Origin of the sequence: Streptomyces sp. SDr-06, assembly GCF_003324565.1 — a bacterium.
Taxonomy (GTDB): Bacteria; Actinomycetota; Actinomycetes; order Streptomycetales; family Streptomycetaceae; genus Streptomyces.
In genome coordinates this window covers 156,899-170,484 of the sequence record NZ_QOLA01000011.1, presented here as the reverse complement: position 1 = coordinate 170,484, position 13,586 = coordinate 156,899, and the positions used below count along the sequence as shown (strand labels likewise).

The window sequence follows — 13,586 nt, the reverse complement described above, 5'->3', positions numbered from 1 at the left end:
CAGGAGGTTGGATCCATGTCCGACTCCAGAGGTACGAACCCGTAGGGGACCCGTACGAGAGGCTGATGGGCTCACCTTCCCGGGGCACGGAGTTGTCCACAACCGGCCCGTTGTCCACAGCCTGGTGCAGCACCCTTGACGCAGCCGCCGGGCATTGTCACATTCATCAGTGTCAAGTTACGCACGCGTAGGGCGACAGGGGTGGACGGATGCCATCGGCACTGCAGGCTGAACCCGACGCACGGCTGCGCGGGTTCAGGGAAGTACAGAGCCTCGCGTACGCGTGCGCCGAGGCCGTCGCGGCCCAGCTCAAGCCGGGAGTGACCGAGCGCGAGGCCGCGCGCATGCAGCGGGAGTGGCTGCGCGAGCGCGGCGTGCGGGACTGGTTCCATCTGCCCTTCGCCTGGTTCGGCGACCGCACGGCGTTCGTGAACTTCCGCATCCCGCTCCAGTTCTTCCCCACCAACCGGCGCCTTGAGGCGGGGATGCCGTTCATCCTCGACATGGCCCCGGTTTACCAGGGCTTCACCGCGGACATCGGCTACTCGGGCTGCCTGGGGCTCAACCCGGTGCACGACCGGCTGCTCGCCGACCTGGAGGCGCACCGCGCGCTCATCCTGCGCGAGGTGCGGGAGAAACGGCCGCTGCGCGAGATCTACGAGGACGTGGACCGGCTCATGGTCCGCCAGGGATACGCCAACCGGCATCGCGCCTATCCGTTCGGCGTCATCGCCCACAAGATCGACCAGGTGAAGGAGCGCCGTTGGTCGCCGAATGTGTTCGGGTTCGGCACCCAGGCGCTGAAGGGCCTGGCGAGCGACGCGGTGCACGGCCACCGGGACGGCTGGTCGCCGCTCTGGTCGCCGTACCGGTTCTCCGACCACCCGCCCCGGCCGGGGCTGTGGGCGGTCGAGCCGCACCTCGGCTTCCGGGGTACGGGCGCGAAGTTCGAGGAGATCCTGGTCGTCACCGACTCCCGGGACCCCGAACAGAGCGCGTTCTGGCTGGACGACGATCTGCCGCATGTGCGGCGCTGGGCCGAGGAGAAGGCGGCGTGAGCGTGGAGAGCGTGACCATCGAAGGAGCCCGCGAGCGCTGGGTGCGGACCGGCGGCGTGGAGCTGTGCGTCGCCGAACTGGGCGACGCGTCCCAGCCCACCGTGCTCCTGGTGCACGGCTACCCGGACAGCAAGGAGGTGTGGTCCGAGGTCGCCAAGCGGCTGGCCGAACGGTTCCACGTGGTGCTCTACGACGTCCGCGGGCACGGCCGCTCCACGGCACCGGCCCCGCTGCGCGGCGGGTTCACGCTGGAGAAGCTGACGGACGACTTCCTCGCCGTGGCGGACGCGGTCAGTCCGGACCGGCCGGTGCACCTGGTCGGCCACGACTGGGGTTCGGTCCAGGGCTGGGAGTTCGCGACCGTCCAGCGCACCCAGGGCCGGATAGCCTCCTTCACCTCCATGTCGGGCCCTTCCCTCGACCACTTCGGGCACTGGATCAAGAACCGGATGAGCCGCCCGACGCCGCGCAGGGCCGCCCAGCTCATCGGCCAGGGCGCCAAGTCCTGGTACGTGTACATGCTGCACACCCCGGTCCTGCCCGAGCTGGCCTGGCGCGGGCCGCTCGGCAAGCGGTGGCCCAGCATGCTCCAGCGCCTGGAGAAGGTGCCGGCCGACGGCTATCCCACGGGCTCCCTTCCGCAGGACGCGGCGCACGGCGCCTGGCTCTACCGGGACAACGTCCGCGCCCGCCTGCGCCGCCCGCGCCCGGACGCCTTCGCCCATGTGCCCGTCCAGCTGATCACGCCGCTCGACGACGCGTTCCTCTCGCCCCAGCTGTATGCCGAACTGGAGCAGTGGGCTCCGCAGCTGATCCGCCGGACCCTTCCGGCCAAGCACTGGGTCCCGCGTACCCGGCCCGATCAACTGGCGGCCTGGATCAGCGAGTTCGTCCGCACCAACGAGGACGGCACGCCCGCGCGGGACACCGTCGCCACCGGCCCGTACGCCGACCGGTTCGGCGGCCAGCTCGTCCTGGTGACGGGTGCGGCGAGCGGCATCGGCCGGGCCACCGCCTTCGCGTTCGCCGAGGCGGGGGCGCGGATCGTCGCCGTGGACCGGGACGCGGAGGGAGCGACCCGGACCGCGGAGATGTCCCGCCTGATCGGCGCGCCCGAGGCCTGGGGAGAGGCCGTCGACGTCAGCGACGAGCAGGCGATGGAGAAGCTCGCCGAGAAGGTCGCCACCGAGTACGGCGTCGTCGACGTCCTGGTCAACAACGCGGGGATCGGACTGTCGGGCTCCTTCTTCGACACCACGGCCGAGGACTGGAAGAAGGTCCTCGACGTCAATCTGTGGGGCGTCATCCATGGCTGCCGCATCTTCGGCCGGCAGATGGCCGAGCGCGGCCAGGGCGGCCACATCGTCAACACCGCGTCCGCCGCCGCCTACCAGCCCTCCCGGGCGCTGCCCGCCTACAGCACGTCGAAGGCCGCGGTGCTGATGCTCAGCGAGTGCCTGCGCGCCGAGCTGGCAGGTCGGGGCATCGGCGTCTCGGCGATCTGCCCCGGCCTCGTCAACACCAACATCACCTCGACCACGCACTTCGCCGGGGCGGACGCCCAGGAGGAGAAGCGCCTCCAGAAGAAGACCTCGCGTCTGTACGGGCTGCGCAACTTCCCGCCGGAGAAGGTCGCTTCGGCCATCCTGCGCGCCGTGGTGAAGAACCAGGCCGTGGTGCCGGTGACACCCGAGGCGCGCGGCGCCCACCTCCTGTCCCGGTTCGCCCCGAGGACGCTGCGCGCGATCGCCCGATTGGAGCCGCCGCTGTGAGCAGGGAGCGCCGAGAAGGCACCGCGAGCGAGGAGCACTACCGGATCGCCCCGCGCCGCGTCTCGTTCGACTGGGACCGGACGCCGCTGCACTGGATACCGGACGAGCCCACCGCCACCCATGTGATCAATGTGCTCCATCTGCTGCTCCCGGCGGGCGAGCGCTGGTTCGTGAAGGTCTTCAAGGAGGCCCTGCCACTGGTCGACGACCCGGCGCTGCTCAAGGACGTCAAGGGCTTCATGGGTCAGGAAGCCACCCACAGCGTCCAACACGCCTACGTTCTCGACCACTTGGCGCACCAGCGGCTCGACACCGGCGCCTACACGCGGCACGTCGACTTCCTCTTCGAGAAGCTCCTCGGCGAGGCGCCACCGTTCGGGGCTCCGATACCGACCCAGGAGTGGCTGCGTTTCCGCCTCTCGCTGATCGCCGCCATCGAGCAGTTCACGGCGGTGCTCGGCGACTGGGTGCTGCACGCCGAGGGCCTGGACCGGGCAGGCTCCGACGCGGTCATGCTGGACCTGCTGCGCTGGCACGGTGCGGAGGAGGTCGAACACCGCGCGGTGGCCTTCGACATGTACCAGCACTGCGGCGGCACGGGCCTGCCCCGGTACGCCCGCCGGGTGGAGGGCATGGCCGTGGTCGCCCCGGTCCTGTTGTGGCTGTGGGTGTGGGGCGCCTCCTATCTGATCCGGCACGACCCCCAACTGGCCGGGCGCCCGCGCTACTCGCTGCGCGAGCACAACCGGGCCGTACGCCGGGGCCTGCTGCCGACCTGGAAGGAGCTGGGCTCGGCCATACCCCGCTACTTCCGCCGGTCGTACCATCCCTCGCAGGAGGGCTCCCTGCGCAAGGCCGTCGAATACCTCGCGACCTCGCCGGCGGCCCGAGCGGCGGCGGGCGCCGTGGGCCGTGCCGCCTTGGGGTAGAGGGAGTGGGTTTGTCCGGGCAGTCAGCACTTCAGCAGGTGGCCCCGCCGGCGACGGCACCGGCCGAGTACCGGATCGAGGACCTGGCGCACGCCAGCGGCGCCACGGTCCGCACCATCCGCGCCTACCAGGACCGCGGCCTGCTTCCCCGGCCCGAACGGCGCGGCCGCTCCAATGTGTACGGCGACGCCCACCTCGCACGGCTCCACCAGATCGCCGATCTCCTGGACCGGGGCTACACCCTGGCCTCCATCAAGGAACTCCTGGAGGCCTGGGACGCCGGACGGGGGCTCGGCGGCGTGCTCGGTCTGGTCGCCGAGGTCAACGGCCCCTGGACGGACGAGGAGGCCGCCCGGATCTCCCGCGCCGATCTCGACGAGACCTTCGGCGGCGTCCCCGACGACAAGGCCGTCGCCGAGGCGGTGGAGCTCGGCATCCTGGAGCGCATCCCGGACAACGACGCCGAGTTCCTCGTACCCAGCCCCCAAGAGCTGGCGGTGGCCGCCGAGTTGCACGCGGCGGGTGTGCCGCTCGACGCCATCTCCGGACACCTGCGTGAGCTGCGCGGGCAGGTCGAGCACATAGCGGCCCGCTTCCTCGACTTCACCGCGGAACACGTCTTCGCCCGCTACCTGGGCCATCACCCCCCGACCGACGCCGAGGCAGCGGAAGCGGCCGACCTGGTACGCCGACTGCGCCCCCTGGCCCAGCAGACCGTCGACGCCGAACTGGCCCGCGCCATGCGCCTCTTCGCGACTCGCCACCTCCAGAAGCACCTGGGCACCCCCGCCGTGCCCCCCGCCACCCCGGACCCCGGCCCGGTCACCCTGCCCGCGGCCACCCTGCGAGCGGTTCGGGACCTGGTGGGCCAGGACAACGTGTCGGCGTTCATCGCCGCGGCCACCGAACGCGAGGTCCAGGCACGCACCTTGGACGCCCTCTCACTCCCAACGCGCAGTAGCACCTAGGTGCACTTCATCCCAAATGGGCACGCTTTTAGCAGAGTTGCCTAAACTCCTTTTATCGGGCGCACGTTGTCCACAGTCAGGTCAAATTCCCTGTGGATAAAGTGACTTCACTGTGGAACAAACCCAACTGCGGTTTTTTACAGGGTGATTGGCGTCACAACCAACCCTTTTCATGGGCTCCGTCCGGAGCGCCGAGCCAGTTGCCGTGGAAGCCGAAGGGCACTCGCTGGGGAAGATGGATCGTCGCCCATCCGGGACGGAGAAAATCGGGGTGCCGGGAGCGTGCCCGCCCCGGCACCCTGACGGCATGACACGAACCCCGCCGGAGCCGCGCCGCGACGGTACGCGGCGACTCCCGGACGACCGGCGCACCGTCAAGGTGTCGAAATACCTGGCCAAGCACCTGCGCCATCAACCCGAACGCATCGGCCTCACGCTGGACCCCCAGGGCTGGGTGGAGATCGATGTGCTGCTGCGGGCCGCGGCCGCGCATCACTTCCCCATCACCCGCGCCGAGCTCGACCACGTGGTGGCCACCAACGACAAGCGGCGCTTCGCGGTGGAGGGCGACCGGATCCGGGCCAGCCAGGGGCACACCGTGACCGTCGACCTCGACCTGCCGGTCGCCGAACCGCCCGCGTACCTCTATCACGGCACCGTGGCCCGCAATCTGGACGCGATCCGCGCCGAGGGCCTGCGCCCCATGGCCCGCCACCACGTCCACCTCTCGCCCGACCGGGAGACCGCGACCCGGGTCGGCGCCCGTCGCGGCCGCCCGGTGGTGCTGAGTGTCGACGCCGGCGCCATGCACCGGGCCGGCCATGTCTTCCATGTCAGCGCCAACGGTGTTTGGCTCACCGACTCCGTACCGCCGCGGTACCTGCGGCTGCCGGGCTGAGCCGGTGCTTGGCATGATCGGCCCCATGCCCCATCCGCATCTGCCCACCACCGAGTCCGTGGTCACCGCGATCCGCGCGATCGCCGACGAACACCGGCTGACGGTCGAGGTCACCGACGACATCGGCGCCGACCGGACCTCCCGCCGCACGTCGGCGGGGGTCTTCGCGGTGCTCGACCCGGACGGCTCGCTGCCGCACGAGGCGTACGTCGAACTCGGCGGCTCGCCCTCGGTGTCCGTACGGGTCTATCCCGAGGACGACGCCCAAGTCACCGTCGACGGCGTGCGGTTCGACGACGTGCCGCGCGATGCCGTGCCGGCCTTCCTGCGGTCCGTCTACGGCGGGCTCGCCCACGTGCGCGGCCGGTTCTTCCCACCGGGCTGGTGGCTGGTCGTGCCCCTGCCCGGCGACGAGACGTACAAGGAACTGGTGCTGCTCGGCGCGCTCACCCCGTGGCTGAGCGCGCACGTCCGCGGCAAATAGGGCTAGCGCAGCTGCGCGAGTCCCTCGGTCGCGATCCGCTCGAAAACCTTCGGGTCGGCCGCGAAGTCGGAGTCCGGGATCGGCGCGTGCAGAACGATCTCGGTGAAGCCGAGTTCGAAGTGCCGCCCCGCGAAGTCGACGAACGCGTCGAGCGATTCCAGCGGACGGCCGGGGTGCGGGGTGAAGCCGGTGAGAAGGATCTTGTCCAGCTCGTCCACGTCGCGCCCGATCTCGTCGCAGGCCTCGCCCAGCTTCTTGATCTGCCCGCGGATGGCCTCGATCGACTGCTCGGGCGTCCCCGTCTCGAACAGCTTCGGATCGCCCGTGGTCACCCACGCCTGCCCGTGCTTCGCCGCGAGCCGCAGCCCGCGCGGGCCGGTCGCGGCCACCGCGAAGGGGATCCTGGGCCGCTGGACGCAGCCCGGCAGGTTCCGTGCCTCGACCGCCGAGTAGAAGGTGCCCTCGTACGTCACCGAGTCCTCGGTGAGCAGGCGGTCGAGCAGGGGCACGAACTCGCCGAACCGGTCGGCCCGCTCGCGCGGCGTCCAGGTGTCCTGGCCGAGCGCGGTGGCGTCGAAGCCGTTGCCGCCCGCGCCGATCCCGAGGGTGATCCGGCCGTTCGACACGTCGTCGAGCGTGATCAGGTCCTTGGCGAGGGTCACCGGGTGCCGGAAGTTCGGCGAGGTGACCAGGGTGCCGAGGCGCATCCGGCTGGTCGCGGCCGCCGCGGCCGTGAGCGTCGGCACCGCCCCGAACCACGGGCCGTCGCGGAACGTCCGCCAGGACAGGTGGTCGTAGGTGTACGCCGTGTGGAAGCCCAGCTCCTCGGCGCGCAGCCACTCGTCGCGACCGCCTTCGTGCCAGCGGCGGACCGGAAGAATCACAGTGCTCAGACGCATACTCCGACCCTACGTCGTCCACCGGTGCCCCGACGGACACCCGGGCCCCTTGCGCGACGGACCTGAGCACGGCGCTTCCCCAGCCCCTTCCGACCCAAGCGCCCCCTGCGTCCCGTACGCCCCCTCGTGCCCCGGGCGCACCGCTCAACGCTCTCAGATGTGCGTCCGCTCGCACGCCCGTGCGCGTGGATACGGGAGAATGGGGCGGTGACCTCAGCTACGGACCCCGCCCCGGCCATCCGCCCCGTGCCCACCGCACCGCGGCTCATCGCGACCGACCTGGACGGCACTCTGCTGCGTGATGACAAGTCCGTGTCGGACCGTACGGTCGCGGCACTGGCCGCCGCCGAGGAGGCGGGCATCGAGGTCTTCTTCGTCACCGGCCGCCCGGCCCGCTGGATGGACGTCGTCAGCGCCCATGTCCACGGCCACGGCCTGGCCATCTGTGGGAACGGCGCGGCCGTCGTCGACCTGCACGGCGGGAGCGACGGGCACCTCTTCGTGAAGGTGCGGCCGCTGGAGCGGGCCGCCGCCCTCGATGTCGTGACCCTGCTGCGGGCGGCCGTGCCCGGCACGTCCTTCGCGGTCGAGCGCACCGGCGGCTTCCACCACGAACTCGCCTACCCACCCCTGCACATGGACCCCGCGGCGAGCGTCGCGTCGGCCGAGAAGCTGCTGGCCGAGGACGCGGACACGGCGGACCAGCCGGTGCTCAAGGTTCTCGCGTTCCACCCGGAACTGACCCCCGACGACTTCCTCGCGCTCGCCCGCACGGCGGTCGGAGCGCGGGCGGAGGTCACCCGGTCCAGCCCGACGGCGCTCCTGGAGATCAGCGGCGCTGGCGTCTCCAAGGCCTCCACACTGGCGCTGTGCTGCGCGGAGCGCGGCATCTCGCCCACCGAGGTGGTGGCCTTCGGCGACATGCCGAACGACATGGAGATGCTGAGCTGGGCGGGCACGTCGTACGCCATGGGCAACGCCCACCCCGACGTCCTGGCCACCGCCTCCGGACGCACCGCCGCCAACAACGAGGACGGCGTGGCGGTCGTGATCGAGCAGATCCTCAAGGCGCTCTGAGCGAGCCGCGCGAGGCCCGCTCTGTGATGGTCCGCGCCACAAGAAGAGCGGGCGGGCCCGCCAGGGGATCGTCGCGCGGCCGGAGTGTGTTTCACGTGAAACACACCTTCCGCGGTCATGCGGCTCCGCCCACCTGGCGTATCTGAGCCCGGGGCCGACCGTCTCATCCGCTCAGAGCGGCGCCTCCCAGACGACGGTCGTGCCGCCTCCGCCGTCCCCCAGGCCCGGTCCGTACGAGCTCGATCCGCCCAGCGCCTCGGCACGCCGCTGGAGGTTGCGCAGTCCGCTGCGGCGGCCGCCCGGCGGGATCCCGACCCCGTTGTCCGCGACGGTCAGCCGCACGCCCGCGCTGCCGTCCGGCAGCTGCGCCGTGGCATCGACGACGACCTCGATCCGGGACGCCTCGGCGTGCCGGAACGCGTTCGAGAGCGCCTCGCGCAGCGCCGCGATCAGGTTCTTGCCGGTCAGCTCGCCGACCAGGGTGTCGATGGCTCCGAGGAAGCGGTGGGCCGGTTTGAAGCCGAGCGGCACCGCCGCCATGTTGATCTCCCGCAGGACGCGGGTCCGGAGCCCTGAGGGAGCCTCGGCCGGGCCCTGCTGGAGCGCGAAGATCGCGGTGCGGATCTCCTGGATGGTGACGTCGAGTTCGTCGACCGCCTTGCCGATGCCCCCCTGCACCTCGGGCACGACCGACTTGCGCTGGGCGCCCTCCAGCATCATCCCGGTGGCGAAGAGGCGCTGGATGACCAGGTCATGCAGGTCGCGGGCGATCCGGTCGCGGTCCTCGTACACCGCGAGCCGCTCCCGGTCCCGCTGGGCCTCGGCCATCATCAGGGCGAGCGCGGCCTGCGAGGCGAACTGGCTGGCCAGCGTCCGCTCCGCCTCGGTGAAGGGGCGCCCGCCGCGCACCCGGGGCGTGGCGAGCGCGCCCAGGACCCGGCCACCGCTCTGCAACGGCAGCAGCATGCTCGGCCCGTACCGCTCCGAGAGCTTGGTGATCATGCGCGGGTCGGTGGCGGCGTCGTCGACGAAGACCGCCTCGCCCTCCAGCAGGGTCGAGACGACCGGGCTCTCCGGCGGGATCACCATGCCGAGCGAGACGCGCGGGTTGTCGGCGGAGACCGCGACGATCTCCAGTCCGCCTTCTGCCGCGGGCAGCAGCACTATTCCGGCGTCGGAGACGGCGAGGTGGCGGGCCTGTTCGGCGACGACCTCCAGGGCGTCGTCCGCGTCACCCCCCGACAGCAGGGCCGTGGTGACGGCGACCGAGCCGTCGATCCACCGCTCGCGCTGGCGGGCCGCCTCGTAGAGCCGTGCGTTGCCGATGGCGATCCCGGCCTCGGTGGCCAGCACCCGCACCATGTGCAGGTCGTAGTCGTTGAACTGCGCCCCCTCGTGCTTCTCGGTCAGATAGAGATTGCCGAAGATCTCGCCCTGCACGCGGATGGGAACGCCGAGGAAGGTGCGCATCGGGGGGTGGTTCGGGGGGACTCCGGCGGAGCGGGGATCGGCCGAGATCTCGGCGAGCCGCAGCGGTTCGGGGTGGTGGATCAGCCAGCCGAGCAGCCCGCGGTGCCCATCGGGCCGGTGTCCGATCGCTCGGGCCTCCTCGTCGCTCACGCCGTACGTCACGAAGTCGGAGAGCCCCCGGCCCTCCTCGTCGACGACCCCGATGGCCGCGTAGCGGGCGGAGGCGAGCTCGGCGGCCGTCTCACAGATCCGGTCCAGCGTGGAGTGCAGCTCAAGGCCGGTCCCCACCGAGCGCATCGCCTCCAGCAATTGCGGCACACGAGCGGTGAGCTCCGTCGAGAGCCCTTGCAGGCTGCGGGTGGCCCGGGTCGCCGCTTCGAGCGGATCCTGGTCCTGGCGGTCCAGGTCCGTGACGTCCTGGTGGCCCGTCGGCCTCTTCGGGTCTGGCGGCACTGGCATGTCTTGAGACTAGTTAGTCCTATTTGGCGAGGAAAGTCGGGTACTGCGCGGCCTCGGTCTCCCGCTCCCTCTCCAGCATGCGCCGCAGCGGCCCGTCGACCAGTGCGAGATCGTCGTAGGCGCCGCGCTGCACGGTCCGGCCCTCGTCGAGCACCACCACCTCGTCGACGGCTTCAAGGCCGCGCAGCCGGTGGGTGATCAGCACGGTCGTACGGCCTTCGGTGGCTTCCAGGAGGTCGGCGGTGAGCGCGTCGGCGGTCGCGAGATCCAGATGCTCGGCGGGCTCGTCGAGGACCATTACCGGGAAGTCGGCGAGCAGGGCGCGGGCCAGCGCGAGCCGCTGGCGCTGGCCACCGGAGAGCCGGGCGCCGTGCTCGCCGACGAGGGTGCCGAGTCCCTCGGGCAGCCCGTCCACCCAGTCCAGGAGCCGGGCCCGCCGCAGGGCGGCGCGCAGTTCCTCGTCGGTCGCGTCGGTGCGGGCCAGCCGCAGGTTCTCCCGTACGGAGCTGTCGAAGAGGTGGGCGTCCTGGGCGCACAGCCCGACGAGCCGCCGCACGTCGTCGCCGTCGAGCCGGCTCGCGTCGCTCCCGCCGATCTCGTACGTGCCCTCCTTGGCGTCCAGGAAGCGGAGCAGCACCTGGGCGAGCGTGGTCTTGCCGGATCCCGAGGTCCCGACGACGGCGACCCGCGTTCCCTCGGTGAGGCGCAGCCCGAAGTCGTGCAGCGCGTCCCGCCGCTGCCCGGCGTACCGGGCGCTGAGACCTCGCAGCTCCAGCGGGAACGGCGAGGCGGGCGCGGTGAGCGGCGCGTCCGGCTCCTGTACGGGGGCGGGGGCGTCGAGCACCTCGTAGACGCGTTCCGCGCTGCGCCGGACCCGCTGACGGGACTGCACGGCGAGCGGCAGCCCGGTGACGGCCTCGAAGGCCGCGAGCGGAACCAGCACGACCACCGCCAGCTGCACCCCGTCGAGTCGGCCGGCCGCGACCGCCTGCGCGCCGACCAGCGCGGCGGCGGCCACGGTGAGACCGCAGACCAGCGCGGAGAGCCCGCCGCCGAGCGCGGTGGCGGCGGCGCCCCGCGAGGCGATCCGGGTCAGCCACGAGTCGGCGTCGCTCACGTCACGGGTACGGCGGCCGAGGGCACCTGCCACCGTCAGCTCGCCGGTTCCGGTGAGCAGATCGGCCACCCGGGTGGCGAGCGTCCCGCGGGCCGGGGCCAGCTGCTGCTCGGCCCGTCGTGCCAGGGCTCCGCTGACGAACGGCACCACGACCCCGGCGACGAGGAGTCCCGCGGCGAGGACGGCACCGGCCTCGGGCAGCAGCCACGCGGTGAACGCGGCGCTGAGGACGGAGACGACGACGGCGACCCCGGCCGGCAGGGCCCAGCGCAGCCAGTAGTCCTGGAGTTCGTCCACATCGGCGACGAGGCGGGAGAGCAGGTCGCCGCGCCGGGTCGTGCGCAGGCCGGCGGGCGCGATGCGCTCGAGCCTCCGGTAGACCGCGACCCGCAGTTCGGCCAGCATCCGCAGCACGGCATCGTGCGAGACGAGGCGTTCGGCGTAGCGGAACACGGCGCGGCCGATGCCGAAGGCCCGGGTCGCGGTGACGGCCACCATCAGATAGAGCACCGGCGGCTGCTGGGACGCGCGTGAGATGAGCCAGCCGGAGGTGGCCATGAGCCCCACGGCCGAGCCGAGCGCCAGCGCGCCGAGCAGCAGGGCGAGGGCGAGGCGGCCGCGCAGTCCACGGGCCGCGGCACGGACCCGGGCGAGCGGCTTGCGGGCGGCCGGGAGGCCCGCCCCGGCCGTGACCACGACGGGACCCTCAACCGGCGGCATTTCCTTGGTACTTGGTGCGGGGGAGAGTGCTTCTCGCGCCGGGCCTCGGGTCGGCGCCTCGGCGGGCCGCAGCTCCATCACCCGGTCCGCGACCGCCAGCAGCGCGGGGCGGTGCACGACGAGCAGGACCGTACGGCCGACCGCCAGCCTGCGCACCGCGTCGACGATGCCCGCCTCGGTCTCACCGTCGAGGGCGGCCGTCGGTTCGTCGAGCAGCAGCACCGGACGGTCCGCCAGGAAGGCCCGGGCCAGGGCGAGACGTTGGCGCTGCCCGGCCGAGAGGCCGGCGCCGTCCTCGCCCAGGAGCGTGGCCGCGCCGTCCGGCAGCGCGCCCACGAAGTCGTCCGCGCCCGCGGCGCGCAGCGCGTCGAGCACGGCCGCGTCGGAAGCGTCCGGGCGGGCGAGGCGGACGTTCTCCGCGACGGATCCCGCGAAGAGGTGCGGACGTTGCGGCACCCAGGCGATCCGCTCGCGCCAGTGAGCGAGGGAGAGCGTGGAGAGGTCCGCCCCCGAGACGAGGACCCGGCCGCCGTCCTCGGGGGCCACGAAGCCGAGCACCGCGTTGAGGAGCGTGGACTTCCCGGCGCCGCTGGGCCCGGTCAGCGCCACCGTCTCGCCCGGCTCCACCACGAGGGAGGCGGCGGCCAGGGAGGGCTCCGTACGTCCGGGGTGGCGCACGGTCACGGCATCGATCTCGATGCGGACGGGACCGGCGGGCACCTCGCCCGTGCCGGTCTCGGGCAGCGGGGTCTCCAGGACCTCGAAGATCTCCTCCGCGGCCGAGAGCCCCTCCGCCGCCGCGTGGTACTGCGCCCCGACCTGGCGCAGCGGCAGGTAGGCCTCCGGGGCCAGGATCAGGATCACCAGTCCGGTGTAGAGGTCGAGGTCGCCGTGGACCAGGCGCATACCGATGCCGACCGCGACCAGCGCCACCGAGATCGTCGCGAGCAGTTCCAGTGCGAAGGACGAGATGAAGGCGATCCGCAGGGTCTTCAGGGTCGCCCGGCGGTATTCGGCGGTGATCGTCCTGATCGACTCGGCCTGGGCCTTGGCCCGCCCGAACACCTTGAGCGTGGGCAGCCCGGCGACCACGTCGAGGAAGTGCCCCGACAGTCGGGACAACAGCCGCCACTGGCGGTCCATCTGCGACTGGGTGGCCCAGCCGATGAGGATCATGAACAGCGGGATGAGCGGCAGAGTGATGACGATCGTGGCCGCGGACACCCAGTCCTCGGTGACGATGCGCGCGAGCACCGCCACCGGCACCACGATGGCGAGGCCCAGTTGCGGGAGGTAGCGCGCGAAGTAGTCGTCGAGCGCGTCGACACCGCGGGTGGCGAGTGCGACCAGCGACCCCGTGCGCCGGCCGCTCAGCCACTCGGGGCCGAGTCCGGCCGCCCGCTCCAGGAGCCTGCCCCGCAGTTCCGACTTGACCGCCGCGCTCGCCCGGTGCGCGGCGAGCTCGGTCAGCCAGGAGACCAGGCCCCGCCCGACCGCGACCGCCGCCAGGTACAGGAGCGGCGCCCGCAGACCGGCCGCGTCGTAGCCGTGCTGGAACGCGCCCACGACGATGTCGGCGATGAGCATGGCCTGGGCGACGATCAGCCCGGCCCCGACCAGACCGAGGGCCACCACCACGGCGAGGAAGAACCGGGTGGCGCGGGCGTACCGGAGCAGACGCGGGTCGATCGGTTTCACGTGAAACATCCCCCAACCGGAAGGATCAGAGCGGGCC

The 13,586-nt window shown here is 72.1% G+C and carries 10 protein-coding genes; 7 read left to right on the top strand and 3 right to left on the bottom strand.

Translation table 11 applies throughout. The features are described from left to right. Window positions 1–209: 209 nt before the first annotated feature. The 6 genes from DT019_RS22670 (at window position 210) to DT019_RS22645 (ending at window position 6,109) form a co-directional block, all read left to right on the top strand. The gene (locus tag DT019_RS22670; protein WP_114038712.1) at window positions 210–1,058 is read left to right on the top strand and encodes a M24 family metallopeptidase; all 849 of its coding nucleotides are present in this window, start codon (window positions 210–212) and stop codon (window positions 1,056–1,058) included. Between the two features lie 11 nt (window positions 1,059–1,069). Continuing rightward, the gene (locus DT019_RS22665; protein ID WP_114038790.1) at window positions 1,070–2,830 is read left to right on the top strand and encodes an SDR family oxidoreductase; all 1,761 of its coding nucleotides are present in this window, start codon (window positions 1,070–1,072) and stop codon (window positions 2,828–2,830) included. After that, window positions 2,827–3,759 (top strand): metal-dependent hydrolase, encoded by a 933-nt coding sequence (locus tag DT019_RS22660; RefSeq protein WP_189389828.1) that lies wholly within the window; start codon window positions 2,827–2,829, stop codon window positions 3,757–3,759. Before DT019_RS22665 ends, DT019_RS22660 begins: the two co-directional genes overlap by 4 nt. A gap of 11 nt (window positions 3,760–3,770) precedes the next feature. Next, the gene (locus tag DT019_RS22655; protein ID WP_223279713.1) at window positions 3,771–4,727 is read left to right on the top strand and encodes a MerR family transcriptional regulator; all 957 of its coding nucleotides are present in this window, start codon (window positions 3,771–3,773) and stop codon (window positions 4,725–4,727) included. Between the two features lie 307 nt (window positions 4,728–5,034). Then, window positions 5,035–5,625: an RNA 2'-phosphotransferase gene (locus DT019_RS22650; RefSeq protein ID WP_114038710.1), complete on the top strand. Its 591-nt coding sequence runs from the start codon at window positions 5,035–5,037 to the stop codon at window positions 5,623–5,625. A gap of 25 nt (window positions 5,626–5,650) precedes the next feature. Next, window positions 5,651–6,109 carry a hypothetical protein gene (locus tag DT019_RS22645; protein WP_114038789.1) on the top strand — a complete coding sequence of 153 codons (459 nt, stop codon included), beginning with the start codon at window positions 5,651–5,653 and terminating at the stop codon, window positions 6,107–6,109. Window positions 6,110–6,111: 2 nt separating this feature from the next. Here the strand turns inward: DT019_RS22645 and DT019_RS22640 are convergent, their stop codons facing one another. Continuing rightward, complete coding sequence (locus DT019_RS22640) at window positions 6,112–7,008, bottom strand: LLM class flavin-dependent oxidoreductase (protein ID WP_114038709.1); 897 nt, start codon at window positions 7,006–7,008, stop codon at window positions 6,112–6,114. A gap of 207 nt (window positions 7,009–7,215) precedes the next feature. On the opposite strand from DT019_RS22640, the gene DT019_RS22635 reads away from it, so the two are divergent. Then, window positions 7,216–8,085 (top strand): Cof-type HAD-IIB family hydrolase, encoded by an 870-nt coding sequence (locus DT019_RS22635; RefSeq protein ID WP_223279712.1) that lies wholly within the window; start codon window positions 7,216–7,218, stop codon window positions 8,083–8,085. Window positions 8,086–8,256: 171 nt separating this feature from the next. Here the strand turns inward: DT019_RS22635 and DT019_RS22630 are convergent, their stop codons facing one another. Beyond that, a complete protein-coding gene (locus DT019_RS22630; protein WP_114038707.1) occupies window positions 8,257–10,014 on the bottom strand; it encodes a GAF domain-containing protein in 1,758 nt (585 codons plus the stop codon). Window positions 10,015–10,033: 19 nt separating this feature from the next. After that, window positions 10,034–13,549, bottom strand: coding sequence for a thiol reductant ABC exporter subunit CydD (gene cydD, locus DT019_RS22625; RefSeq protein ID WP_114038706.1), 3,516 nt, complete (start codon window positions 13,547–13,549; stop codon window positions 10,034–10,036). Between the last annotated feature and the right edge of the window lie 37 nt (window positions 13,550–13,586).

Coding starts and splice junctions, on each gene's coding strand:
- DT019_RS22645 (WP_114038789.1), top strand. CDS start 5,651: ATGCCCCATCCGCATCTGCCCACCACCGAGTCCGTGGTCACCGCGATC.
- DT019_RS22630 (WP_114038707.1), bottom strand. CDS start 10,014: ATGCCAGTGCCGCCAGACCCGAAGAGGCCGACGGGCCACCAGGACGTC.
- DT019_RS22670 (WP_114038712.1), top strand. CDS start 210: ATGCCATCGGCACTGCAGGCTGAACCCGACGCACGGCTGCGCGGGTTC.
- DT019_RS22640 (WP_114038709.1), bottom strand. CDS start 7,008: ATGCGTCTGAGCACTGTGATTCTTCCGGTCCGCCGCTGGCACGAAGGC.
- DT019_RS22650 (WP_114038710.1), top strand. CDS start 5,035: ATGACACGAACCCCGCCGGAGCCGCGCCGCGACGGTACGCGGCGACTC.